Source organism: Paenibacillus sp. PvP094 (assembly GCF_040546835.1).
GTDB classification, from domain to species: domain Bacteria; phylum Bacillota; class Bacilli; order Paenibacillales; family Paenibacillaceae; genus Paenibacillus; species Paenibacillus illinoisensis.
In genome coordinates, this window is the sequence record NZ_JBEPOM010000001.1 from 1,889,518 (window position 1) to 1,915,939 (window position 26,422).

Below are 26,422 nucleotides of genomic sequence, written 5' to 3' on the forward strand. Positions count from 1 at the left end.
GTTTTTGAGAAATTTGCAAAATGTTGATAGATAAAGAGCGGAAACAATAGCATCTGTTTCCGCTCTATGTTATTGCAGATATTACTTAATCATTTTTGCAAAGTGCTCCAAAGTGCGAACCAATTGAGCTGTGTAGGACATTTCGTTGTCATACCAAGCTACAGTTTTAACCAGTTGTTGGTCGCCAACAGTCAGAACTTTAGTTTGAGTTGCATCAAACAGGGAACCGAAAGTGATACCTTGGATATCGGAAGATACGATTTCGTCTTCAGTGTATCCGAAAGTTTGTGGATCGGAAGCTTCTTTCATTGCTGCGTTAACTTCATCAGCAGTTACTTTTTGTCCAAGAACAGTTACGAGCTCAGTCAGGGAACCAGTAGCTACTGGTACACGTTGAGCTGCACCATCCAATTTACCTTGCAGTTCAGGGATAACCAAACCGATTGCTTTAGCAGCACCAGTTGTGTTAGGGATGATGTTTTCAGCCGCTGCGCGAGCACGACGGAAGTCACCTTTAGGGTGTGGAGCATCCAATGTGTTTTGGTCGCCAGTGTAAGCGTGAATTGTAGTCATCAAGCCTTGAACGATTCCGAATTTGTCTTGCAGTGTTTTTGCCATAGGAGCCAGGCAGTTTGTTGTGCAAGATGCGCCGGAGATTACAGTTTCAGTACCGTCGAGGATTTCATGGTTTACGTTGTAAACGATGGTTTTCATGTCGCCAGTAGCTGGTGCGGAGATAACAACTTTTTTAGCGCCGCCTTTAAGGTGCTTCTCAGCTGCTTCTTTAGTTGTGAAGAATCCAGTACATTCCAGAACGATGTCTACGCCCAGGTCGCCCCAAGGAAGTTCTTCTGGGTTACGGTTAGCCAGTACTTTAACTTCTTTGCCGTTCACTTTGAAGAAGCCGTCGTGTACTTCAACATCGCCATCGAAGCGACCTTGAGTTGTATCATATTTAAGCAAATGAGCCAGCATTTTAGCGTCAGTCAAGTCGTTGATTGCTACTACTTCAATGCCCTCTACATTTTGAATACGGCGGAATGCCAAGCGACCAATACGTCCAAAACCGTTAATACCTACTTTAATCATGAGTAAGTTCCTCCCAAGTTTTGATTTATTTTTTTATGAAGCTATATATTCAAGACAGACGGTGAAGTCCGTCAAGACAACAAGAGTTGTGGTAAAAGAAAAACCTTATTCCATTTCGGCAACGATGACTTCGGCAGCTGCCTCATCAATAATCAGAATATCTTCCTGTCCGAATCGCAGTACGGAGTGAATGGCAGCCGCCTTACTTTTGCCGCCCGCAATTCCGATCACCACATCGGTCCGTTCAATATCCTGAAGTCGCATGCCCAGAGTTAGCATGGTGTGTACCACTTCACCCTGATCGTTAAAATAATAACCGAAGGATTCAGATACGGCTCCTTGCTCCTGAAGCTCTTCTATGATCTCCGTTGCAAGTTTGCGTCTTCGCGCCATCTCCACGGCATCACCGATTCCGTGAATTACGATGCGTGACTGTCTGATCAGCTGAAGAATCTCCTGGACGCTTGGGTCCTGAATTAACGATTCATAGGCATGATCACTCAGCAAATCCGGTACATGCAGGAGTTTATATTGTGCTCCTACCCGTTTTGCCATTGTCGATGCAATCGTATTGGCCTGAATTTCGAGGCTTTCTCCCAAACCGCCGCGTGCCGGTACGAACCAGACACCTTTAAGCGATGTTGGCGGAGTCAGCTGCTCTGCCACTCCTGCCGTTGTTGATCCGCCTGTAACGGCAACAACGTCGTTATCATTCATTACTTGACTAAGAGCCTTCGCTCCAGCCTTACCCAGTTCCCGTTTGGCAAATGGAGAAATATCCGAATCGCCGGGAACGACAACTACCTTTTGCAGACCGTAGGCTTGCTTGATGCGTTCTTCCAGCTCGGATAATCCGAACAGCTCTTTGGCTACTGGCTCTAACTGCTGCAGCAAATCATGCCCTGCCTCACTGATCTTCATCCCTGCACTGTCAATTTCAATAAGTCCCTGAGCCTTTAACAAATCGGTCTCAGCCCTCAGAACCCGCTCGGTCATCTGCATGGAATTGGCTAACGTCCTTCTCCCGATCACATCCGATAACATGATCTGGTGCAGAATCGTATACCTCTTCTTCAAGACATCCATGAGATCAGGCAGAAGCTGCTTTTGCACTTCTAAAATCGTTCGCATGCTTTCCACTCCCGCAAGCTTCTCGTTCCAAGCTCTCTTTCATGGCCCTAAAATGTCCCGGGTTAACTTTTTAAGTCCCACGTCTATTCTACCTAAAACTGACGTGACATGCAAGTGTTTCAAAAGCCTTATTTCACAACGTTTTGGGCCATTGTACGCGCTTATTTTCACAATCTCCGACTTCCACAGGAAAGTGCAGCCGCATTCATACCATATATAGAAGAAAACCAAATTTCTCATCTATATATCGCTTCTATTGACTCCAGGATCGCGCTTCATGCAACCTGTCCAAAACTTCTCTTAGCATTTACTTAAATACTCTCTTTATCCATTCTTCATCATCATGATCAATTTCAGGTCATTCCAAACCATAAGCTTGATCATATCTCTTGCAATTCAGGATTCCATGAGCTATAATCATTATTGCTGTCACATCAACGTGCGCCCGTGGTCCAATGGATATGACGTAGGCCTCCGAAGCCTGAGATCCAAGTTCGATTCTTGGCGGGCGCGCCATTCTTGATTAGCAGCTCATAACCCTTTTAACCAATGGAACCGTAAAGGTTTCTTTTTTTTCAAAGTTAGTTTGACTTTCTTTGACTTTTTGTTTGAAATTGTTTATGATGTGGGTAATACGGTAACAGTTTAAATAGATACACTATTCCATGTACATTTCCGAGGAGGTTTTTCACGTGAGTTATATTCCTATGGTCGTTGAACAGAGCAACCGCGGTGAGCGCGCCTATGACATCTATTCCAGATTGCTGAAGGATCGTATTATCTTTCTAGGCAGCGATGTAAATGACGTTGTTGCGAATGCCATCATGGCACAGATGTTGTTCCTCGCTGCGGAAGATCCGGAGAAAGACATTCATCTATACATCAACAGCCCAGGCGGATCCATTACAGCCGGTATGGCCATTTACGATACAATGCAATTTATCAAACCTGATGTATCTACCATCTGTGTAGGTATGGCTGCTTCCATGGGCGCATTCTTGCTCAATGCAGGTGCAAAAGGCAAACGTTTTGCACTGCCTAACAGTGAGATCATGATTCACCAGCCGCTGGGCGGTGCACAAGGTCAGGCTTCGGATATCGAAATCCGTGCCCGCCGCATTCTGAAAATGCGTGATACCTTGAACCGCATCATCGCTGAGCGCACAGGTCAACCACTGGAGCGCATCGAGAAAGATACAGACCGTGACTACTTCATGAGTGCTGCTGAAGCTGCCGATTACGGTATCATTGATAAAGTCATCGCAAACGTTGGCTCCCAAGGCGTATAAGCCGAGGTAACTGTATATTGAAGATATATGAACAGGCCAATCTGATTGACCTGTTCATACTACGAAGAAGCGCCCCTTGTCATGATCATGACGAGGGGCGCTCTTTTTTTTAGAATGATATGGAATAATTACTCTGCTGCAATTCCACTGAATGGCTGTTTGCCTTTAGGAAGTAACTCTTTGTACGTAAACGGGAATTCCGGGAAACCTTCTGCATAAGCAGTGTACTCATACAGTTGGAAGAACACGACTACCCCTGTAGGTGTTACATAGAAGTCCTGGTCCTTGTTCAGACCTTTATAGCCGTCCAGGTAACCACCGCGAGCCTTAAGCTGTTCACCAACCTTTTTGCCAAGCGTATCGCGCATTGTTTTGTTGTTTTGCAGCACATCATCAAGACTTAGCTCTTTACCTGTATCCAGCGCAAAGGTGTGACCTGTCCGTGTAGTCATCCCGTGGGCTCCGGCATAATCCTCATAACGCTGAGTAACCAATCCCAGCACGCCGTTCTCGTTGTACGTCACCACATAGGTGCTCTCGAATGCATATGGACGGTTGGCTGCTGCCGTTCCGTATTCGGCCGTTTGCTTCTTGAAAGCAGCTACGAATGCATCCACTTCGTCTTTCAACACTTTGTTGATAGCCGCTTCGGCTTCATCGCTAGCAAGTCCACTCACCTGCGGATATTGAATATCCACCTCAGCATTTTTGATGTCCACTTTTACGGTTGCTGATTTCACTTTCACGCTATTTTGCTTCACTTTGCTCAGCGCCAGTGTTTTGGTTTTACCATCCCAGCTGCCTTGAACTCCCAAATAATCTCTCATCGCTGAAAAAGGAATGTACAGACGTCCCTTGATCAGCTTCGCTTCAACGTTAGGATAATAATTATTTACTCTTAGCGACGGTTCACCATCCGCCAGGCTGATTTTCATCGTGTTATTCGCTGCAGTCAGTGCGTACTCTTTTGTTTTTGCGTTATAGGTTAAAGTACCACCAGCTACATCCTTAACAGCAGTGAGGGATACCCACGTGGATCCACCTTGTAGAAGTCCCTTTTGTGTCAACGTTTTGCCTGCAGACTTCAATGTAACATCTGTGGATGCCGTAACTTTGGACGTAACCGAAGCTGCCTGCACGGAGTTATCCTGCCATACCGCCCCACTACCTACAATAATTCCTGCCGCGAGTAATGCACTTGTCCACTTTTTCCATGATGTCATATATAAAACTCCTCTCGAATTTTCCTATGGTTCATTGCGTATGTATCCTGATCGCATATTTCATACGCTCACCTCTTTATTATAATTAACCCAATTCAGGAAAGGTTTACAGCACCAGTTACAATGTTGTTCAATCCAAATCCATTTGGTAAAGGTTTTGTCACGAACAAATATACAAAAAAGACATCAAATCAACGTCATTATCCTCGTTGTAGCAAGAATGTTAATGGCCTAACTTCATTAAAGCTCTTCTTTATAACAAAAGAGACCCTGCCCGATTGGACACAGTCTCTTCATACCTTCATCTACGTCTACAGTTATTTCATTTCATACGTAATGTTAAGCGTTGTGCTTACTTTTACCTGACCTGTTTCAATTTCTGTACCCGCAGCAGACATTGCCATGTCCTTGGCCGTCGAACTTTCTGTTGCATAGAGCACAGGCACATTGGCATCACCTTGAGTTACAGACAACACAGCACCCAATTGACGTTTAACCGCCTTGGCAATCGCTCCTGCTTTCACCTCTGCATTGGCAACTGCCTTCTCGATCACTTGTGCTTCGAAGTTTTCCGGATTTTCTACCGTAAAGCGTACATTCTCGATATTGTTGGCACCTGCCTGTGAAGCAGCATCCAGCAGTTCACCAATCTTGTCCATTTCACGGTACGTAATCGTCAGCGTATGATGAGCGGTATAGCCTTTAACTTTCTGACCTTCTTTATCGCTATACGTATAGTTTGGCTGTACATAGAATTGACTGGTCTGAATGTCGTCTGCACTGATTTTCCACGTATTCTTCAGCAGGTTGGATACCTTTTGAATTTTTGCAGCATTTGCCTTTTGGGCGGAGGCTGCTGTCTCAGCTGTGCTATTCACTCCGATCGACAGATAAGCGATATCCGGCTTTACCTGAATCTCACCTTTGCCCACTACATTAATCACATTTTGCTGTACCCCTTGTACTTCAGCAGCATAGGCATAATTCCCCGGTGCCACCCACGCTGTACCACCCACGAGCAATGTTCCTGCCACCAATACCGCACCAAGCGGTTTCATCCATTGTTTACCCATTAACGCATAGCCTCCTTATATTTAAGATCTCAATCTCAAAGCAGTTTGATACCTTATCAGACGGAGCTATTTTCCAGAATGTTGCACTTGATTATCCGGATAACGCAAAAAAGCCCCTTGCGGGACTTCTTCATGTCATGTTAATCATATCTTATTGGTTTTCAAGTTCTTCCTTGCTCACCAAACTCACTAAAGCGTTTACAGCCTGTTCGGCGTCCGCGCCTTCAGCACTAATTTGGATTTCTGTACCAGTACTGATTGCAAGGCTCATGATCCCCATGATACTTTTTGCATTAACTTTTTTGTCGTCCTTCTCGACGAACACTTCAGATGAGTACTTATTCGCTTCTTGAACGAACAGTGCCGCAGGTCTGGCATGGAGACCCGTTTTCAAACGGACAACTACCGGGTGCTTTGTCATGGAAACTTACCCCCTATTAGAAATCTAGACATTAAATACACAATTATATTTATAACATTATACCATTAACCCGCGCAGGACACTAGAAGAAAAAAAACCAGAACAATTCTGATTATTCAACCAGGTCCAAATCCGTTAACCGTGACGTTCATTCCGCACTTTCTCAGCCAACTCGTCGATCTTGCGAAGCCGATGGTTGACACCCGATTTGCTGACGGTACCTTTTAACAGCTCGCCAACTTCCTTCAGGTTAATGTCAGGATGTGCCAGTCTGACCTCTGCAACTTCACGCAGCTTCTCAGGCAAAGACTCCAAACCGACTTCCTTTTGCAGCAGCTTGATATTATCAATCTGTCTCACTGCAGCCCCGATCGTCTTGTTCAGGTTAGCTGTCTCACAGTTGACGATCCGGTTAACGGAATTACGCATATCCCGCATAATCCGTACATCCTCAAACTTGAACAAGGCTTGATGCGCACCAATGATGCTAAGCAGCTCAATAATTTTCTCGCCTTCCTTAATGTATAGGATGAATCCTTTTTTGCGTTCTATACACCGGGCGTTGAGATGAAATTCATTAGCCAGATCCACGAGGGCCTGACAGTGCTCTTCATACATGGATGCGATCTCCAGGTGATACGAGGATCCTTCAGGGTTGTTGACTGAGCCACCCGCCATAAACGCGCCGCGTAAATAAGCCCGTTTACAACAGTTTTTCCGTAACAGCTCCTGATTAATTCCTGGAGTGAACAAAAAGCCTTCCGATACAATGTACAGATCCTTTAATATCTCCTGTACCATGGACGGAATACGAACAATATATACATTGTTCTTTTTCAGCCGCATTTTTTTGCGGACAAGCAATTCCGTATGCACTTGAAAATGCTTTTTAAGCAGAGAGTATGCCCGTCTTGCGATCGCGGCATTCTCCGTCGAAATATCCAAGATAACTTTTTTATTCGATAACTGCACCGCACCTAGCATACGGATGAGGGCTGAAAGTTCCGCCTTTTCGCAGCACGGTTCACTCTCAATCATGGTTAATTCTTTTTTGGTCTGTGCTGCAAACGACATGGGACTTCACCTCTTCCGTAACATCCAATTTTGTACCAGTTGATAGATGTGGTGACTAAGCTTATCAGCATCATGACGCAGATAGGTTCTAAACAGAACAAGTGTATCCGCAACCACCTGATAGCCTGAACTTTTTAGTACATCCATATCCAAAACAACCGGTTTGGCTCCTTTTTCCGCATACCTATTCTGTACCTGCAGCGGAATTTCACCATTATTAACAATAACATAGTCAAAGAGCTGATGCCCCACGTGCTCATGAACCGCCTTGAGGTGGTCACTCACCGTATAGTTATCCGTCTCTCCAGGCTGTGTCATCACATTGCATATAAACATCTTCACGGCCTCTGCCTCGACGACAGCCTCTGCCAGTTTGGGAACTAACAAGTTAGGCAGAATGCTCGTATACAAGCTGCCTGGCCCAATCAGGATGGCATCTGCCTGGCGAATAGCCTCCACAGCCTCTGGCAACGGCTCCACGTGATCCGGTTCAAGGAAAACGCGTTTGATGCGTCCGCCTGCTTCAGGGATTTTGGACTCGCCTGTAACGATTGAGCCATCCTCCATCTCCGCATGCAGCACAACCGCCTGCCCAGCTGCCGGCAATACCTCACCACGAACGGCAAACACGCGGCTAAGTTCCCGCACTGCGGTTACAAAGTCGCCTGAAATATCCGTCATTGCAGCCAAAATCAAATTACCCAGGCTGTGGCCTGCAAGCCCCGCGCCTGTATTGAATCGATAATTCAGCATATCCGATAGCAATGGCTCAACATCAGCCAGCGCCGTAAGCACGTTACGAATGTCGCCCGGAGGCGGCATTTGTAGTTCGTTGCGCAGGATGCCTGAACTTCCACCGTCATCTGCAACCGTGACGATGGCCGTGATGTCCAGCGGCTTCTCTTTCAAACCGCGCAGCATCACGGATAACCCGGTTCCGCCGCCCATTACAACAATTCTCGGACGTTCTCTTCGTGGTCCGGCTTCTTTCATCCCTTCACCCTCTTCAATGACGATCACGGTCAGCGTCGCGATGGCTCACGGTAACAGCTTCAGTTTCGCTGCTTCCCAACATTTTGCCCAAATATTCGGATATGGCTACCGAACGATGCTTGCCGCCGGTACATCCAATCCCGATAATCACCTGACTTTTGCCTTCCTTCCGGTATTGTGGAATCAGGAAGTGCAGCATATCGAGCAGTTTGGTCAAAAACGACTGTGTCTCAGGCCATTTCATGACATATTCATATACATCACTATTCTGCCCCGTATTCGGACGCAAATGATCAATATAATGCGGATTTGGCAGGAAACGAACATCAAACACCAGATCCGCATCGATTGGAATGCCATATTTAAATCCAAACGACGTGATATTCACCGACAGCATATGACTTTCCAAATGAGAAAACCGAGAAATAATCCGCTCTTTTAACTGCGCCGGCTTCATCGTACTTGTGTTCAGTACCTGGGTAGCCGAATTCTTAAGCTCCTCCAGCATCTTGCGCTCCAGACGGATGCCGTCAAGCGGCATGCCCTCAGGAGCCAGTGGATGTCTGCGTCTGCTCTCCTTGTAGCGCTGTACAAGGACAGAATCAGTTGCATCCAGGAATAAAATTTCGCAATGAATGGTAAAATGATCTTTTATATAGTTCAAAGACTCGGACAAAGCCGTAAAGAATTCCCGTCCCCGCAGGTCAATTACGAGGGCTACCTTACCGATCTTGCCGTTCGATTGTTCAATCAGTTCCGCAAATTTCGGAATCAACACCGGTGGCAGATTATCCACGCAGAAAAAGCCGAGATCCTCCAGGCTCTGTACCGCAATTGTTTTGCCTGCTCCGGACATGCCCGTAATGATAATGAGCGTGGCGCCTGTGCCCGGTGAAACTTCACCTTCAAGCATAAATGTCCCCTCCTTATCATATTGCTGCCTAATCATATGGTTCCGAGGTTACTAAGAACGCAAGAGAAGTCCTGCCGCGCCAACAATTCCTGCATCGTTGCCCAGAGTTGCTTCCAGGATCTGAACACCTTCCTGCAGCGGTTCAGGTGTCAGTTTCGCAAATACAGCACGTACTTCGTCAAACAGGATATTACCGGCTTTGGATACACCGCCCCCGATGATGAACATTTCCGGGTTTATGACTGCAGCAACAGCCGCCATGGATTTACCCAGATAGAATGCAGCACGATTTACGATGCGCAGAGCCACTTCATCTCCAGCTTTCGCTGCATCGAATACTTCCTTGGCTGCAATTTTGTCCACGAGCGCCAGTGACGTATGATCGCCGCGTTCTACCGCATCCTTAGCCATACGGATAATGCCCGTTGCGGACGATACGGTTTCAACACATCCCATTTTACCACAACCACACTGAATGGCTTCCAGATCAGGCACAACACTGACATGACCCAGTTCTCCCGCCATGCCGGAAAATCCCTGATAGATTTTGCCGTTCAGTATCAAGCCTCCGCCAACACCTGTACCCAGCGTGTAGCATACGCAATTATCCACGCCCTTGCCGGCACCTGCCCAAGCTTCACCCAGTGCAGCAACGTTAGCATCGTTATCTATTTTGACTGGCTTGCCCAGACGCTCTTCCAGAATCGAACGAATGGCTACATTCCGAAATCCGATGTTAGGAGCGAGAACGATAATACCCTCGCGTACATTCGTGAACCCGGCTACCCCAGCCCCTACACCTTCAAGCTGCTCCCAGCTATATGGCGATTCTGCCACGATATGACGGACATACTTCTCGATGTTGGCGATAACCGTATCTACGCCCTTATCCACTTCTGTCGGCCCTTCATACGTATGCATAAGCTGACCTTGTTCATTGCATATACCGACCTTGATTGCTGTTCCGCCGAGATCGACCCCAACGTAGATTTTCTCAGACATGCCGCAAGCCACCTTTATCTATCTAAAATAGTTTAATCCTACGTACCAACTATAATTGAAGGATACGCCTGGGTCAAGACGATAAGACCATTGATACAGAACGCTTCGCCGCGATTGTGAACCCTATCACATCCGTATCATGTATACGTATACAACCTCTCCTCTCTTCTACCAAAACGCAAGCTTTCACGATTCCCTAATAGAAAGGGAAGCCTCAACTCATGATATTTCATGATCACTCGTTCCATGCGTAAAAGATGACAGTTGTCATCTGAAAGTCATGAAACTCTAACTAATCCCGTCAATAATCCCTTAACAGAGCGGGAGAAAGAAGTACTTAAACGGGCGGCAACCGGATGAATGCCAATCATATCGCCACCTCGCTCCATCTCTCGTACGGCACCGTGCGTAATTATCTGTCCGAAGCCTTTAACAAGCTTGGGGCAAAAAATCGGATGGAAGCGGTCAGTATGGCTGAGGAGAAAGGCTGGTTGTAAATGGGATATACGTCATCCAGTGACGCGATCCACGGGCGAACTACATATATATAGATGTGGCCTCTGGCCCATGCGCAAAACGAAAACGCCTCCCCTTACGGGAGGCGTTTTAACTTTTTCAACCGTATAATCCTCACTAAACCGAGTCATCGAGCCTTTCGTTATAGCTTGGTTTCCACACGTACCGGCTCCTCGGTCTTCTCCATTTTGTTGACATCCAGGATATCAAGCAGGAAGACAAAAATCGGAATACCGATAATAAGGCCCCAGATTCCCAGGAAGTGCTGTGACAGAATCAGTACGATAAACGTGTAAAACATCGGCAGCTTTGTTTTATGTGCCATCAGTTTTGGATTAAGGAAATACGTTTCCAGTGCATGAATGATGACAATCATAACGATAACGATAATGCTCAGCTGTATTCCGCCCATTTGATAGCCGATCAGACACAGAGGCACCAATGATATAATAACGCCCGCTACCGGTACAAGGCTCAGCAGGAATACGAGAATCGTCAGAGCAAATAGATACGGGAATCCGAGTATCCATAGACCCAGGATGGTCAGAGCCGTATTGAATACGGCAATCAGCAGCTGTGCTTCAATGACTTTACCAAAAGACGATACAAATTTGTCCCCAAGATAAGCCACTTCATTGTAGAACCAACCGATCTTGCTCGTTTTGAACTTGGATGTGAACTTGACGATCTCCTGCTTCTGCAGCAGGAAGAACAGACTGAGTATGATGACCAGCAGAATAAACTCAAGCCATTTGCTCAGAGCGAATATATACTTCAATGCATCGTTCGCATAGTTCTTGATGTCGTATGATTGGAGGAAGCTGGCCACTTTGGCTGCCAGATTATCCCCTTCGGCGGTATCGAAGAATGTCATAATCTCATTGGTTAACTGAATGACCTGATTGACAATCCTCGGTGAATATCTGGATATACCCAGCACAATGGCTGCAATTACGATCAGATATAGCAGTATGACGACGACTTTATAATTAATCGGAAATAGCCGATTTAGTTTCCCCGTAATAAACTGCTGCAACCGATTCATGACATACGTCACTAGAAATAGCAGCAAGATCATGTGCAGCATACTCCCCATGCTGAACAGGACCAAACAAAACAGCAGCAGAATCAAAAAGCGTCTGACTGTTGCATTTTTTAACCACTCTTTAATCATTTCCCCCAAAATCTTCACCTCGCAGCTAATATGCCCATTATGTATACGATCTCATGTCCATTTGGTTTCAAAAAAAGAGAAGCCTCCCGGCTTCTCTCACGTGATGAGACTTCCCGTTGTCTCTTATTATAGTTTATGCAGCGCACTACCTTGGTCATGCTTACTTATCCAGCGTCTCGCTCCAATCGTGGATAATACTGCCTTCAAGGTACTTCTCACAATCCATGGCCGCCATACAGCCTGAGCCTGCAGCCGTGATGGCTTGACGGTATTTCGTATCCTGAACGTCACCGCAGGCGAATACACCCGGAATGTTCGTTTCGGTGGTTCCTGGCTTCACCACAACATAACCGTGATCATCCAGAGCAATCTGGTTACCCAGGAAGCCCGTGTTAGGCGTGTGGCCAATCGCTACAAATACGCCATCTGCTTCGAGCAGCTCCTCTTGACCTGTCTCGTTATTGCGCACCTTCAATCCCTTGACACCAAGTGCCTCAGGCACAACTTCGAGCGGTGTCCGGTTCAGAGCCCATTTCACCTTCTCATTGCTGCGCGCCCGGTCCTGCATGATCTTCGATGCCCGCAATTCGTCCCGGCGGTGAACGAGTGTCACGTCTGTTGCGAAACGGGTCAGGAAGCTGGCTTCCTCCATCGCGGAATCGCCGCCACCCACAACAATGATTTTCTTGCCACGGAAGAAGAATCCGTCACATGTCGCGCACGTACTTACGCCGCGTCCCACATTCTCCTGCTCTCCCGGAATGCCGAGATAGCGGGCAGAAGCACCGGTAGAGATAATAATTGACTCCGCCTCAAGCTCACCAATGCCTCCGACTTTCACCTTGAATGGCGGCTTGCTGAAGTCGACTTCCTCTACCCAGCCATTCTTGAATTCCGCTCCAAAGCGCTCTGCTTGCTTCCGCATGTTATCCATTAATTCCGGTCCCATAATGCCCTGAGGGAATCCTGGAAAGTTTTCAACCTCGGTCGTGGTTGTAAGCTGGCCTCCAGGTTGCAGACCTTCTATGACCAAAGGGTTCAGGTTGGCACGAGCCAGATATATCGCTGCCGTCAAACCTGCAGGTCCGGTTCCGATCACAATCGTTCTGTATTTAGACATATAGATACAGCCTCCTTGATAAGGTTGAGAGTGTGTTGACTGGAAAACTTCTAGAGTGATATGACGAAGCCTATTCGTTAAGTTTACCCGTTTTGCAGGCAATTGTATCCTTCATGAAATTCCGATCTTTCTCAAACTGTCTCCAAGCGCATCATGTTGCTCATCTATACGGCCAACAAGAAAATGGTACATGTAACCCGGAATGTACTACACGGTTGGCGGGATGCTTCCGCACACCCGAACAATCTGCCGTGCGTATTTGCTAACGGTGGAAGCCGATATGCCGTACCGTTCCGCTATACTCTGATAGGTAACGGGACGACTGTGGATTTTGGCCGCGAGATATTCAAGCCCCGCAGCCCAGCCTTCAATTTGCTTGAGCCCCGGACCATCCGGATGCACTCTGGATACATAATCGGTCCAGATCCGTTCCATCTCCTGCTGCAGCTCCGCTTTCGCTTCTGTCATCTGCAGAGCACGCTCCACAACGGCTTGCCAGTGCGAAGTCGTTTCCGACTTGGCGTGCACTGTGCTTGATTGCATCTTAGGGAGAAGACGGTCTGTTCTCCCGGATACCGGTTGTTGATCATGATTCTTGCCCTGATTCTTCTCTTTCATTTGGAGTCCGCTCAGCACAGATTCAGCCGCAGCAACCAGATCCTGATCTTCATCAGCCTCTTGTACGAAGGATTGCAGGGCTTGCTGCACCTCATAATCACCGATCATGGCCAAGGCATGAATGACCTGAAGCTTGGTTGCACGATCTCCATGGCGCAGCGCCCAGAAGAACGATGAACGGATGAGCGGATCATTTTTCATCTCTTCCGGTATACCGTTACCATAGTTCTCCCATTGTCTGAATTGCTCGTCAAACGGAAGATGGTAGTGATAGCTGAGCTTCTCGGGCTCACGCTCCCCTTCCCGAACTGCATCAAGGCCAGACAGATAGAACTTGGAAACCTCTGAGCCCGGATCTAGCTTGGACACATGGCGCCATAGCCGCTCTGCAACGTCGTAACGCTCCGTATTATAAGCCGCTACGGCCGCGTAATGAGCAAGCGCCGGATCGGCTGCCGTCTCTTCATCCTTCAAGAGTCGGCGGAAATGGGTATAGGCCGAGTCATGCTGCCCAAGAATCCCCATCGTGGTAGCCAATTTATACACCTGCTCCTTCTGGTAAGGCACGATGACACGTAGTTTTTTGATCAATAATAGCACTTGGTCTGCCCGATTCTCGTTCTGGTGGAAGATCGCGAGATTACACAAGGCATGCAGGTTTCCCGGCTCCTGCTCCAGCACTTCGGCAATCGTCTCTCTCGCCTTGGGGAACAGTCCCATATAGTAATAAGCCAGCGCGAGATTGTTCCGGGCTGCCAAATAGTCAGGGTAGTCGGGGGACATGCCCTCCAGAAGTTCGGCTGCCTGAGCAAATTTCCCCTCTTCCAGCAGCTCTCTTGCCTGATCGTGCTCAACCACACCTTTACGGGATTTGATCCGGTTCAGCTTGGCCGGGCGATCCAGCTCATAATACAGAAGCTCCATCATCTCTTCGGCTTCCGTCATGAACTGCCCCTGTGGGTCCTCCTCCAAATACGTAACAAGTGCCTTCTCCGCTTCCTCAAACCGGTCCATATTCGCATAATTATTGGCCATATAGAAGTAGCATTCCGTCATGGACGGATCTACCACCTCCAGCACATGCGCCAGAACGGCATTGGAAGCTTCGTAATCTCCCTTCTCAGATAATATACCCGCCATATTGCAATGGTTCACCGGATTCTCCGGTTCATATTCAACAGCTTTACGAAAATATTTTAATGCCTTGTCAACATGATTACGGTCCAGCGAGCGGACAGCTCTCTCGAAAAAGAAAGAAGCATCCAAGTGAATCGGTATAATATTGGCAAGGGGTCCTTCTGCCCGCACTAGCTTGCCCTTCATCTTCCAAGGCACCTCCTCTTTGCTTTCATTCATACTCTCCAGTATACCACATCTGGCGGCGGTCTTCTCAACATGTAGTTTCAAGAGCTTTATGCAAAAATTGCACATAAAAAAGATGCCATTCCATCCTCCTTGAAGGGTGAAATGCCATCCGGATATCATAGGAATTTATTTTTTGAAAATGGAGATCCCTGTCCATTTACAACTTCGCTGCCATCGTCGGTGACAGTGTAATGTCTATCGTCTTTCTGAACGGTGTCATGAAGTTGACCAGCACAACCTTGCACCTGTCTGGTAACCTCGCCTCGCGTACGGTAGCTGCCAGATGGCCCATCTCGCCTCCGGCCAGCTCGACCCAGTCCTCTCCACAGGAATAGCGAAGCGTTCCGCCCTTCCACAGATAGTGACCTCCATCCGTCTCCAGCAGTTCGCCGGAAGACAGCTCTCCCTCATCTCCGAATACGAAGGACAACTGCATCATGATCTCCTCTGGCTCGGTGCCTGACAGTTCCAGCTTCCGACCCCTTCTCTGTCTGTACAACCTCCGCCTGCGTACGGAATGTCTGTTCATGGGTAAGTTCTCGGTTCTGATGAGGTAACACATACCATGGGCTAGTGGAAGTTTTCACAGTCTCGGGCAGCTGATCTGCAGGAATTGGAGCATAATAGCCTTTCTTCTGCTCACCCCTCAGACGATATCCTGCGGGCAATCGGTCCATCTTCTGCATTGGCACATAGCCGGGATTGAAGTAGGAGGCCAGCTGCACGGCCAGCAGACGCACCGAGCCATGACGAAGAGCGAAAAAGGACGGCACTTCCGTCATTATGGTTATGCTTGTCGCATGATCCCTTATACGGGCAACAGGCGCACCAAAGTCCGTATGCATCCGGCTATGAGCAATATGCCCATAATGTCCTGCTGACGCCATTTGTTGTAAATAACCCTCACGCGCAAAGTGTTCATTCAACATGATCTCATACTGCTTAGGCAGTTCGTCTTCCACCTCATATATCTCCTGCAGCTCCGGCTCCAGCAATAACCGAATGAGCGAATTGACCGAACAGACGCCAGGGTCTGTTAGTGAATCGCCTGCCCATTTCGCCATGTTGGCCAAGAGCGGATCATGGTCCATCCGGGCAAGAATGGCATATGGCAGGTAATAAGGGGACAAGTCATGCATACTGCCCAGATCCTGACGACCCGAGTAATCCGTAACAATCTCACCTGTCGGATGTACCAGGTACACCATCATGCGCAGATTAAGTCTGACGGGCTCAAGCAGTTCAGGACGATTCAACAAGCGAGCCGCATGGATTAGCATCATGTCGCTAACTGCGTTATAGATTCCGTTGCTGCGTTCTGTCCACTCCCCATCTGGAGTTATATCCATTCCTTCAGCGAGCCACTGCTCTGCACGCTTCACTGCCTCTTCCAGATCAAACAGCTGATGCAGGAAACCAAGAGCCGCGCATAGCACCCAGCGATGGTTCGGCGTATGGCAACCTCCTGTAAGCATGACGGGTACAGTTCGTTCCAAAAACAATCGCATGTTTTCCAGCACAGGCTGGAGCTTCTCCCATTCCTGCTGTTGAAGCAGCTGGTACAACTGAGCATACCCCACAATGACAAATGCTGTGTCTGGCGGTGAATGATAGTTGGTCCATCCCGGAGATATGGAGCCGTCTTCATGCTGGTTACGGAGCACAAACTCCGTTGCCAGTAGAAGGCGATGTAACAGCTCTTCATTCCGATAATAGATTGAATCGGGGTTAGCAAGCGCTGCCCCCCAGTAACACATATCCGTAGGGGTTCCGGTCGTATGATTAACCCAGGCGATACCTGTGTAGGGATCGATTGTTCCACCGTAGTATCGGCTATTTGGATCAAGCACCTGCCGGGACAAGCCTCTCTCCACCGCCTTGTCATTGCTATCCACCAGTTGCTTGTACATGTGCCATTCCCTCCAAACTGAGTAGTTGCTCGTAGCTGGGCTGGATTGCCAAAGAAACAGCCGCAGCGCAATCATCCAGCGCGCGGTCTGTTTCCAACATCATCGTCCCTCCCTTGCCGTATCCATCTTCTTCATAAGCAGTTCGTGACTCTCGTGAATTTCATCCGGTGTACAAGCTGATTTCAGTTCATAAACCTTCACCCTTGCCCGGCGGATCATGGGGAGGTATGCATCATAGAAATGCATATCTTGACTGTGCACATAAGGGCACCAGTGATCCGAAAGGCCAAGCGTCTCATGAATATGAACGCCTACGATATCATCCATCAGCCCTTGCATCTCACCCACGCTGTCGTAGAGCCCCAGGCGATCCATCATGATGGCATGCCCGGTATCATACCAGATGCCAACCGGAGCCCCTTGTAGAGCCTCAATAATTGTCTTGGCTTCTGCCAGCGTAGGAATCTGCTGTGGTCTGGAGCGGGTTTCGATGCCGAACCGGACATGGAGACCTTTGGCTGCTGCCTGATTGCAGACATCATCCAGGCTGCGGATAATCTGTTGGACGTAACCGGCGTTCAGTGCCTGCCGCCTTTCAACAAATTCCTCCCATTTGCTGCGATACTTAGGTGAATCCTTCCCCCCGTCATGATACAGCTGTGCAAGCTCCTTGCTGACACTCTCCGGGATAGGTACCTCTCCCGGGTGTACAACAACAGCCTCAGCACCGTAACGATGGGCATATTCTGCGGAACCGACAAGCAGCTGGATGGCCTTTTGACGTTTCGTTTCGTCCTGGAATCCGAGCAGTACCGAATCTGTACCGTAATCCAGATCCGGCACATGAGGAAATGTGTTATGCACACTGGAAACACCAATCTCTCCGCGCTCAATCATAGGCTCAATGGACGTCAGCATTTCCTTCGTCACGTTGTAGTTAAGTTCAACACGGCGGAAGCCAAGCTCGCGAATTTCCTGGATCATGGCCTCGCCCACCTGGTGACGCTTAATATTCCAGCATGTGGAGAACGAATACTCACCCTTGTCATTTTGCTGCATACAAGCTCACTCTTCCTTTCTTTGTTGCAACCTTTCCCACGTATAATGGGTACGGCTTCAAATCAACCTTTTACGGCCCCAAGCATGGCACCACTAACGAAATATTTCTGCAGCCAAGGATAGACAAGCAGGATGGGAACGGTAGCGAATATAACGGTGGCAGCCTTCAGACTTTCCGGCGTGAGCGGTGCGCGGTTTGCACCCTCCATCTGTGTCAGTTCACTCACCATATTGTTCTGTACCATTTGGAACAGCTTGAGCTGCAGCGGATACAGCTGTGGATCGTTAATGTACATCAGGGAATCCTGGAATCCGTTCCAGCGTCCCACCGCATAGAAGAGAGACAGGGTTGCCATTACTGGCAGCGAGAGTGGAAGAATAATTTTCAACAACGTATGAAGATGTGAGCTTCCATCGATCTCAGCCGACTCCTCCAGACTTTCCGGGATGCCATTGAAGAAGGAGATCAGGATAATCAGGTTAAAAGGACTGACCAATCCCGGCAATATCAATGCCCAGACCGAATTCAGCAAATGCAGATCACGAATCAGCAAGTATTCCGGAATGATCCCGCCACTGAAGAACATCGTAATGATGATGACGTACATGAAGAGCTTGCGGCCCTTCATTTTTTTCTTGGTTAACGGGTACGCTGCAGCAACAGTAAACAGCATGCATAATACCGTGGTCGCAATCGTCAAAAGCGCAGTGTAACCAAGTGAATAGAGCATGGAATGGTCAGAGAACACCTTGACGTATGCATCCCAATTAAACTCCTTCGGAAACAGCCTCACTTCTCCCGATGTTATCGCTCGGTTGGAGCTAAACGATATGGCAATCGTGTGCAGAAAAGGAGCTAGGCAGAACACGACAAACAGGGTTACAAAGGAGATATTAACGATATCAAAAATCCGATTTGAGGTGCGGTCACTCATATGCGCACAACTCCTTTACTGATGGTCTACAGCATAACGGGCTCGCGTACGTTCTTTTCCTCTACAAAATCCCTTCACCAGTTACCTTTTTCGAAATGTAGTTGGAGCCCAGCACGAAAATAAGACCCACGACGGCCTGGAACAGTCCGACTACGGTTGCCAGTGTATACTGCCCGGATTCCAAACCCATCCGGTATACGAAGGTGCTTAGAACATCTGAATATTCACGCACCGCTGTGTTCCCGATAATGTAAGGACGATCGAACCCAATCGTGACCATGTGCCCCAGATTCAGAATAAGCAGGGTTACAATGGTCGGCTTAATGCTCGGCAATGTAATATGCCAGATCTTTTTGAGACGTGTTGCTCCATCGATCTCAGCCGCTTCAAACAACTCCTTGTTCACACCCGTCAGTGCAGCCAGATACAGGATGGTTCCCCACCCGGCACTTTGCCAGACACCCGTAAACAGGTAGGTTACAAGCCACGGATTCTTCTCCGTTAGAAATGGGATGGGGTTCAGCCCCATACTCTCGAGCACACCGTTTACCATACCTGATTGGTTGCCAAACAGCTGGTATACGATCCCCCCGATAATCACCCATGAAATGAAGTGAGGGATATACAGGATGGTCTGCGACAGCTTTTTGAACCATTTAAACCGAATTTCATAGAGCATAATTGCCAGGATAATTGGAGCAGGGAAAGATACAATCAGATCCAGAAAGTTGAGCATAAAGGTATTTCGCAGCGTGGTGTAGAAGTCCCTCATCCCAAATACCTCGCGGAAGGCATCAAAGCCAATCCACTCGCTGCCGCCAATACCCTGAAACAGGTTAAAATCCTTAAATGCGATCTGTACGCCATACATTGGTCCGTAACGGAAAATCACGAAGTAAATAAGGGGCAGGGAAATCAACGCGTATAATTGCCAATACCTCTTCAAGTAGGGGGTCATGTCTGTCTCCTCCAATCCGTGAAGATAAACTGTGCCGCCTCAGGTGACGGCACAGGTCACTTCAAAGTTTATCCGCTCTCTCCAGTAAGCTCTGTACCACTTGCGAGGATCATTTTTCTTATTTGGCAGCAAGCTCCTGAACAGCCTGTTCAAGTTCTTTCTTCAGTGCTTCGCCGCCGAGTGACATGTAATCATTCATTTCCCGTTCGTATACCGCTTCGAATTCTTCCGGTTTCGCCATTGCTGTTTTGACGATAATGACATTGAGCTTATCTTTGAGCGCCGTGCCGTACTTCATTTCTGCCTCGATCGGTTTATCGAAGATAATAGGTCCTACCGTGTCCGTATTGGCAATATCAATGGACTGCTTCAACATTTCCTGATTGTTCTGCGGGAATCCCATGACCCAAGCTTTTTCATTCATGGCCTGGTCACCCACATTTTTGCCGTTCGAAATGATGGCCATATCCCCTGCATTGAAAAGACGATCCTTGGCTTCCTGCGTAGCATCCTCTTTGACAACGGGAAGTCCATCAACCAGTTCATAGTTCTCACCTTCAACCCCATTGAGGATATCCGACAGGTTATTGTCTGAAGCCATCCAGTCCAAATATTTAATGGCTTCCACAGCGCGTTTGCTGCTTTTAGGAATCATAATGTACATACCGTTGGAGCCGTAACGAGACTTAATATGTTTGTTGTCTACATTCGCATTGGTATAAGCATCGACTGGAACCAGGTTGCTTCCCTCTACATTTTTGCGCAGATTGTCCAGTGTTCCATCCGCGTAGAAGATGGCATCCACATCTTCAGACCAGTAGCCGATGTTACCGTTCTGCACGTCCTTGGCCAGTTGGGTTTTATCTTCATCCAGACTGAAGTCTTTGCTGATTAAGCCCTCGTTGTACAGCTTGTTCATGAACTTCATGGCATCCTTGAAACCCTCATGCAGTGGCAGCTCAAAACGCTGAGCGTAAGTCAGATCACCACTAACCGGCTTGATAAAGGAGTAGATTAATGTTTCAAATTGAGCTGGAGCCAGCGCCATTCCCATTGGAATGTTTTTGCTGCCAAGCTGGCCAGGGTCCTTCTCTTTAAATGCCTTCAAAGTGGTATACAGCTCATCGGTGGTTGTAGGCAATGGCAATCCCAGTTTGTCCAGCCAGTCCTTACGAATGTACGAGCTGTATCGTCCTGTAATCGCACGTTTACCCGGTATAGCGAACTGCTGGCCTTCCAGCTGTCCAAACTTTAATGTATCCTCGCCCAGGAACTTCTTCAGGTTCGGTCCATACTGATCCAGCAATTCACCGACATCGGTCAGCCCGCCCTGCTGGGCATAGCGGTAGAACACACTTGAGTCATATACAAAAACAATATCGGGAACATCGGTATTGCTGGCCATGAGAACATTCAGCTTCGTCACTTCTTCCGAGCGTTGAATCGGTACGAACTGCACATCAATATTATTCGGGTCACCGAATTTTTCCTGCACCAGCTTTGATAAGTAGTTATTCGTAATGGTGTAAGGTGAAGGACTGTTACCACGATCAAACACTTCCACTTTCAAGGTGACACGCTCGCCATTACCTGACGCATTGCCATCTGCTCCGCCTTGTTCTGATGCGGATGAACAGCCGGCCAGCAAGGAAACTCCCATTACCATCGTAAGCGCAAGTCCTACCCATTTCTTTAGACTCCCTTTGGTTGCTTTTCCTGTCATTTGTGTCATCTCCTTTGCCCTTGTGTGAATGGTTAAATCCTGCCCAGAGTATTCCACATCATTCCTGACATTGGCAATAAACCCGTTTCGTAAACGCTTACATAAGGAGAATGGTTTATCCCAGCGACGATTTTCGTACACTGACCATTTTCATTGGTTCCTTGACCCATGTATTCCATTCATGCTGCACAGTGTTATTACCGCCCAACCGACCTGCTTTCAAAATACGATAAACCATTTTCATACACTGCCTATATTCGCATGAACACAATAAACCGGAATCATGTGAGTTTGTCAGCACGATGAACTGTCCCTCTAACAGCGGAATTGTTATGCTACAACAGCAATAGGGCGAATTCGTGCATGATGCTCTCCTGACGGAGAGCGCCTGCACGAATTCCGCCCTATACATGTCCTGATGTAGTCAGCCGCTCGACTCTTTCTCTTTATAATTGTTCGCGGGATGCTCACGCTTCAAACGGCGATAATCACCTGGTGTAATCCCTGTTACCCGTTTGAACACACGTCCAAGGGTAATTCCGTTGGCGTACCCCACTTTCAGAGCAATGTCCTGCAACGAAAGATCGGTGTGGACCAGAAGTCGTTCAACCTCCTTCATCCGCAGCTCGGTCAGGAAATCCACAAACTTCATGTTAAACTCTGTTTTGAATAAATAACTTGCATGCTTGCCCGAAACCTGGAATCGATCACTCAGATGCTTCAGCGAAAGATCCGGATTCGCAAACTGTTCTTCAATGTATGTTTTCATCTCATTGACCAGTGCTCTGTAACTCTTGGTTTCGGTCACCGATACATAGGTTCGGAACAGTTCGGTCAGATCATCAAACAGCATGGATTTAACATCCTCAAGCGTCTTCGCTTCCTTCATCGATTTTAACCACTGATTCAAGTTCTCTTCGGATAATTTCTCCTGCAGCTCCTCTGACATCATGGCCACTTCGCGGCGAAGCATCTGCAGCATGGCCTCTAGAAGAGAGAGAATATCTTCATCGGGCAGCATGTTGTGCTCGAAGGCAGTAAAAATCTCCTCAAGCAGTTCACGCCACTGGCCGCTCGACATTCGGAATCGCTTCACAAAATCGGCGATCATCTGCAAGTAGGTGTAGGTTTCCAGCAACTGCTGAGAGGTTTCACCAGCCCCGGCCAGAACCACATCTCCATTCATCAGGAGCTTGCGCTGCATTACGGCTTCTGCTGCTGTATATGAGTCACGGATTGCTCCTACCCCTCTGGCAATCGGCCCGATTCCGAAGCTAAGCGAAATACGGAGATTCTGTTCCACCCAAGACCTGAACTCTTCTGCAACTGCACAGATTCGGTCAGTCATATCTTCACTTGGTTCCAGGGACTGAAACAGGATCGCAATTCGGTCCGCACTCACCCACTCCATCCAGCATTGCATTCCTGTGTTACGAGTGAGCTCCTGCAAGACGTTCATCAGAGCGAATTTTAGCGTGTTCTGCTCACCGCGCGTATATCGTTCCTGGAACCCCTTCTCATATCGATTGATTTCTCCCAGTACAACGGTAAAGTGTGATGACTGATCCGTATCCGTTAACGGTGATAGCTCCTTTAATCGTTCCGTGGCACGATCCAGATTGTCACCTTGCAATAGATCGTTGAATAGCTTGCTCCGCTGCAGCAGCGCATTTTCCCTGCTTTTCTCGTCATAATCCATCATGTGATTAATCAGATTTTCCAGCACGCCATCAATCAGCTTCATTTCGTCCACACTTGACCCTGATTGCTCCAATGCTCTAATTTGATGGGCCTCAATTCGGTTCATGATAATCTGAATAGGCTTATAATTGCGGCGAGTAATATAGACAATATAAATGATGGCACAGACAACGGTCAGGGCAGCAATAAACACCCATACATAAGAAATGACCGATACCCAGCCAAAGAGATTGCCTGCCTTAATACCACTATGGAGCGTCCAACCAAGCCTTTCGAGGTGAAGTGTATTTAATGGTTGTCCCCCATGAGCGCCTTCACTGTCGGAGTGGGCATTATATACAACCTGACCCTTCTGATCCGTAACAGTCATGAAGGAAAGCTGTCCATTCACCATGCTGTCGATGCTCTGCTCAATACTGCTCATCTTGATGTTAATGACCAATACACCATCGGTACCAAAGGGTAACGGCATGTCTTTATTAACCGTGAGCACCCGGATTGGGGTACGCTGAACCGACTCCACATCATATACGCGGACGGGCTGCCATCCGGGAGCAAGGGAACCAGACATGATCTGTTCAATCCAGTATTGATCTGCAAAACCTTCTATTTCTCGTGCTCCGCTTGAAGTTAAAGCGCTATCATTCTTTTTATCATATAAATAAATCGATTGAATCCAAGAGGAGGAATTCGTCAGTTCACGCAAACTCTGCGCGATGGTATAGACGGTTTCCTTGCTTGCCTGACCTGGATTGTTGAAGTAGAGCTTATACGCCTGCTCACTCTGTACGGCCTCCGTCACCGACAGTTCAATATCACGTATAGTACGATCAAGATTATCTACCAGATAACTGGCGGATATACGGTCCGCTTTTCTCGTTTCTTCTCGGGAGATATCGTTAATGAACACAAAAGCAATAAAAATGAGTATGGTCACGGTAAGAAAAAAAATAGGGAAATACGAAAAGAGTAACCGATAATACCAAGTACGGGACAATAGACCCCACTCCTCACTCCACTGAGCTAATGTACATCAGCTGTGGTTCTCCTATTATTTATCACATTTTCATTCATTCTTGCTCTGATTGTGGCGTTTTCGGGTAACTCCAAATAAGTCCGATAGATGCAATTTGATGTTATTATAGCACAAGCTTCAGAGCAGCCAAGCAGGGAATTATAGCATCAAGCAGTTCATATATAATTTAGATAAAAAACAAAAAACCGTGCTGAGCAGTTAACTACTCAAACACGGATCAGCAAATTTCCATGAACACTTCAGATGCCCGAATCTTTAAACAATGTCGCCATGGAGCCTCCATCCACAATAATGCGAACGGCTCTTGCCAGCATTGGCGCAACAGGCAGGACTTTGAAGCACTCCGGATGGTCATCAGGCAGCGCAATGGAATCTGTGACAACCACTTCGGCTATGGATGGATGATTAAGCTTGGTTAGCGCATTACCCGAGAATAGACCGTGTGTCGCACACACATACACATTTTTGGCCCCGCGTTCCTTCAACCCTTCCACCACATTCAAAATCGTCGTCCCTGTATCAATGAGATCCTCAATGATAATGGGCGTGCGTCCTTCCACATCTCCAATCACATGTGTAATGATGGATTCATTGTGGCTCGGCCGCTTTTTGATCATAATGGCAAAAGGTGAGTCCAACCGATTGGCCAGCTTCTCCGCCATGGATGCCCGTCCTGCATCCGGGGATACAACCACCGGATTTTCAATGCCTTTGCTGAGCAGGTACTCGCTTATCAGATCAAGCGATGTCATATGATCGACAGGAATGTTGAAGAAGCCCTGGATCGCTGCTGCATGCAAATCAATCGTAACTACCCGGTTTGCACCGGCTGTCGTCAGGACATCTGCCACCATCTTAGCCGAGATCGGCTCACGTGGTGCAGACTTGCGCTCCTGACGGGCATATCCGTAATAGGGAACGATAATGTTCACTGTGCGGGCAGAAGCCCGTTTGGCTGCATCAATCATCACGAGCAGTTCGACAAACAGCTCGTTAATCGGATGAGACAGTGACTGGACCAGAAACACATCACAGTTACGGATGGTTTCTTCGTAATGAACGTATATTTCTCCGCTCTTGAACCGGGACAGCTTAATTTTGCCCAACTGTACACCCAGCTTGTCACATACCTGTTCTGCCAGCTTGGGGTTCGATGAACCGGAAAAAATACGTAACGAATGTTGCATAATGCCCCTCCCGAGGGTTAGATTCCCTATATAATCCCTTATTGAACAAGGTTATTTCCTAACCTCATTATACCCCACTGCCTTATACATTTAAAGGAACGAAAGAGCGGCGGCGGCCTTCAAAAACAGCCACCTCCCTGCAACCCAGCTCATGCAGAAGTTGCTCGGCTTCAGGCAAATGTTCACCCAGTTTAAGTGGGTCGTGGGCATCAGAACCAAGGGTGAGCGGGATACCCAGCTTAATAGCTTCTGTTAACATCCGGCGACTAGGGAACATCTCAGCACAAGGCTTCGACAATCCCGACGCATTAAGCTCCATAACACAGCCACTCTGCGCAATGGCTTGCAGAGCAGCACTCTCCAGTGCAATACGCTCTTCCGTCTGCTCCGGTGAGGGATTGAAACCAAAACGCTTAATAACATCAGTGTGCCCCATAATATCGTACATGCCTGTAGCGGCAGCTTTACTTACAGCATCATAATACTGACGGTATACCTCTAAAATATCTTTGCCTTCCCATTGATGGGTCTGACGGAAGTCGGTGATATCCCATTCCCCAAGGAAATGAACTGAACCGATGATGTAATCCCAAGGATAACGTTCAATAATTGACCGGATTTCGGACTCCCATCCTTCGATGTAATCCCCTTCAAGGCCAACACGCACCTCGATCTGTCCGCGGTACCGCTCTTTTAGCGAGAAGCATTCTTCCACATAGCGAGGCAGCTCCTCCATGGGCATGGCCATTTCGGGATAATAATTCGCTGGATCTACATGCAGCAAAGGCATGTGATCAGACAGTCCAATCTGGGACAGTCCAATCTCCACGCCTCGCTGTACATAAGCCTCAAGCTTGCCGACAGCATGACCGCAGCGCTCATGGTGAGTGTGATAATCAATGCGCATTAGAG

General features: G+C 47.8%; 22 protein-coding genes, 1 tRNA gene and 1 pseudogene. 3 read left to right on the plus strand and 21 right to left on the minus strand.

All coding sequences use genetic code 11. From position 1 onward, the window contains the following. Positions 1-81: 81 nt before the first annotated feature. Both gap and ABIC22_RS08805 read right to left on the minus strand, forming a co-directional pair. Positions 82-1,089, minus strand: a complete 1,008-nt coding sequence (gene gap / locus ABIC22_RS08800; protein WP_095293026.1) for a type I glyceraldehyde-3-phosphate dehydrogenase — start codon at positions 1,087-1,089, stop codon at positions 82-84. Between the two features lie 105 nt (positions 1,090-1,194). Next, positions 1,195-2,220: a sugar-binding transcriptional regulator gene (locus ABIC22_RS08805; protein ID WP_095362035.1), complete on the minus strand. Its 1,026-nt coding sequence runs from the start codon at positions 2,218-2,220 to the stop codon at positions 1,195-1,197. Between the two features lie 441 nt (positions 2,221-2,661). Here ABIC22_RS08805 and ABIC22_RS08810 point away from each other — a divergent pair. After that, a tRNA-Arg gene (locus ABIC22_RS08810) sits at positions 2,662-2,736 on the plus strand. A gap of 176 nt (positions 2,737-2,912) precedes the next feature. Then, positions 2,913-3,509, plus strand: a complete 597-nt coding sequence (gene clpP / locus ABIC22_RS08815) for an ATP-dependent Clp endopeptidase proteolytic subunit ClpP (protein WP_095293022.1) — start codon at positions 2,913-2,915, stop codon at positions 3,507-3,509. 128 nt (positions 3,510-3,637) lie between these two features. Here clpP and ABIC22_RS08820 read toward each other — a convergent pair whose 3' ends face one another. The 7 genes from ABIC22_RS08820 to ABIC22_RS08850 all read right to left on the minus strand — a co-directional run bounded on the left by ABIC22_RS08820 (position 3,638) and on the right by ABIC22_RS08850 (position 10,208). Beyond that, the gene (locus ABIC22_RS08820) at positions 3,638-4,732 is read right to left on the minus strand and encodes a PdaC/SigV domain-containing protein (RefSeq protein ID WP_354480231.1); all 1,095 of its coding nucleotides are present in this window, start codon (positions 4,730-4,732) and stop codon (positions 3,638-3,640) included. 317 nt (positions 4,733-5,049) lie between these two features. Then, positions 5,050-5,805, minus strand: a complete 756-nt coding sequence (locus ABIC22_RS08825; protein ID WP_127540600.1) for an SIMPL domain-containing protein — start codon at positions 5,803-5,805, stop codon at positions 5,050-5,052. 151 nt (positions 5,806-5,956) lie between these two features. Next, positions 5,957-6,226, minus strand: coding sequence for an HPr family phosphocarrier protein (locus ABIC22_RS08830; RefSeq protein WP_017691248.1), 270 nt, complete (start codon positions 6,224-6,226; stop codon positions 5,957-5,959). A 135-nt stretch (positions 6,227-6,361) separates the two neighbouring features. Continuing rightward, positions 6,362-7,300 carry a DNA-binding protein WhiA gene (whiA, locus tag ABIC22_RS08835; protein WP_095293015.1) on the minus strand — a complete coding sequence of 313 codons (939 nt, stop codon included), beginning with the start codon at positions 7,298-7,300 and terminating at the stop codon, positions 6,362-6,364. 6 nt (positions 7,301-7,306) lie between these two features. After that, a complete protein-coding gene (locus ABIC22_RS08840) occupies positions 7,307-8,293 on the minus strand; it encodes a gluconeogenesis factor YvcK family protein (RefSeq protein ID WP_127540601.1) in 987 nt (328 codons plus the stop codon). A gap of 13 nt (positions 8,294-8,306) precedes the next feature. Beyond that, positions 8,307-9,206, minus strand: coding sequence for an RNase adapter RapZ (gene rapZ, locus ABIC22_RS08845; protein ID WP_095293011.1), 900 nt, complete (start codon positions 9,204-9,206; stop codon positions 8,307-8,309). A gap of 51 nt (positions 9,207-9,257) precedes the next feature. Then, on the minus strand, positions 9,258-10,208 hold the full coding sequence (locus tag ABIC22_RS08850; protein WP_183526484.1) for an ROK family glucokinase: 951 nt from the start codon (positions 10,206-10,208) through the stop codon (positions 9,258-9,260). 306 nt (positions 10,209-10,514) lie between these two features. On the opposite strand from ABIC22_RS08850, the pseudogene ABIC22_RS08855 reads away from it, so the two are divergent. Further along, positions 10,515-10,705: pseudogene (locus tag ABIC22_RS08855) on the plus strand (response regulator transcription factor); the annotation flags it as partial. 161 nt (positions 10,706-10,866) lie between these two features. On the opposite strand, the gene ABIC22_RS08860 reads toward ABIC22_RS08855, so the two are convergent. The 12 genes from ABIC22_RS08860 to hisJ form a co-directional block, all read right to left on the minus strand. Then, a complete protein-coding gene (locus ABIC22_RS08860) occupies positions 10,867-11,898 on the minus strand; it encodes an AI-2E family transporter (RefSeq protein WP_095293142.1) in 1,032 nt (343 codons plus the stop codon). 160 nt (positions 11,899-12,058) lie between these two features. Further along, positions 12,059-13,018, minus strand: a complete 960-nt coding sequence (gene trxB, locus ABIC22_RS08865; RefSeq protein ID WP_095293000.1) for a thioredoxin-disulfide reductase — start codon at positions 13,016-13,018, stop codon at positions 12,059-12,061. Between the two features lie 207 nt (positions 13,019-13,225). Next, the gene (locus ABIC22_RS08870; RefSeq protein WP_354480236.1) at positions 13,226-14,959 is read right to left on the minus strand and encodes a tetratricopeptide repeat protein; all 1,734 of its coding nucleotides are present in this window, start codon (positions 14,957-14,959) and stop codon (positions 13,226-13,228) included. A gap of 199 nt (positions 14,960-15,158) precedes the next feature. Then, positions 15,159-15,431 (minus strand): hypothetical protein, encoded by a 273-nt coding sequence (locus tag ABIC22_RS08875; protein ID WP_354480239.1) that lies wholly within the window; start codon positions 15,429-15,431, stop codon positions 15,159-15,161. Continuing rightward, on the minus strand, positions 15,409-16,911 hold the full coding sequence (locus ABIC22_RS08880) for a hypothetical protein (protein WP_354480242.1): 1,503 nt from the start codon (positions 16,909-16,911) through the stop codon (positions 15,409-15,411). The genes ABIC22_RS08875 and ABIC22_RS08880 overlap by 23 nt, the downstream gene beginning before the upstream one ends. A 99-nt stretch (positions 16,912-17,010) precedes the next feature. Further along, positions 17,011-17,970: a sugar phosphate isomerase/epimerase family protein gene (locus ABIC22_RS08885; protein WP_354480245.1), complete on the minus strand. Its 960-nt coding sequence runs from the start codon at positions 17,968-17,970 to the stop codon at positions 17,011-17,013. A 62-nt stretch (positions 17,971-18,032) separates the two neighbouring features. After that, on the minus strand, positions 18,033-18,905 hold the full coding sequence (locus ABIC22_RS08890; RefSeq protein ID WP_154896763.1) for a carbohydrate ABC transporter permease: 873 nt from the start codon (positions 18,903-18,905) through the stop codon (positions 18,033-18,035). A 61-nt stretch (positions 18,906-18,966) separates the two neighbouring features. After that, positions 18,967-19,863, minus strand: coding sequence for an ABC transporter permease (locus tag ABIC22_RS08895; protein WP_095292991.1), 897 nt, complete (start codon positions 19,861-19,863; stop codon positions 18,967-18,969). A 118-nt stretch (positions 19,864-19,981) separates the two neighbouring features. Continuing rightward, positions 19,982-21,586: an extracellular solute-binding protein gene (locus tag ABIC22_RS08900; protein WP_354480249.1), complete on the minus strand. Its 1,605-nt coding sequence runs from the start codon at positions 21,584-21,586 to the stop codon at positions 19,982-19,984. Positions 21,587-22,010: 424 nt separating this feature from the next. After that, complete coding sequence (locus ABIC22_RS08905; protein ID WP_354480252.1) at positions 22,011-24,284, minus strand: helix-turn-helix domain-containing protein; 2,274 nt, start codon at positions 24,282-24,284, stop codon at positions 22,011-22,013. 278 nt (positions 24,285-24,562) lie between these two features. After that, a complete protein-coding gene (locus ABIC22_RS08910) occupies positions 24,563-25,510 on the minus strand; it encodes a ribose-phosphate diphosphokinase (RefSeq protein ID WP_127540618.1) in 948 nt (315 codons plus the stop codon). 82 nt (positions 25,511-25,592) lie between these two features. Continuing rightward, entirely contained in the window at positions 25,593-26,417 is an 825-nt protein-coding gene (hisJ, locus tag ABIC22_RS08915) for a histidinol-phosphatase HisJ (RefSeq protein ID WP_354480255.1), read from the minus strand. Between the last annotated feature and the right edge of the window lie 5 nt (positions 26,418-26,422).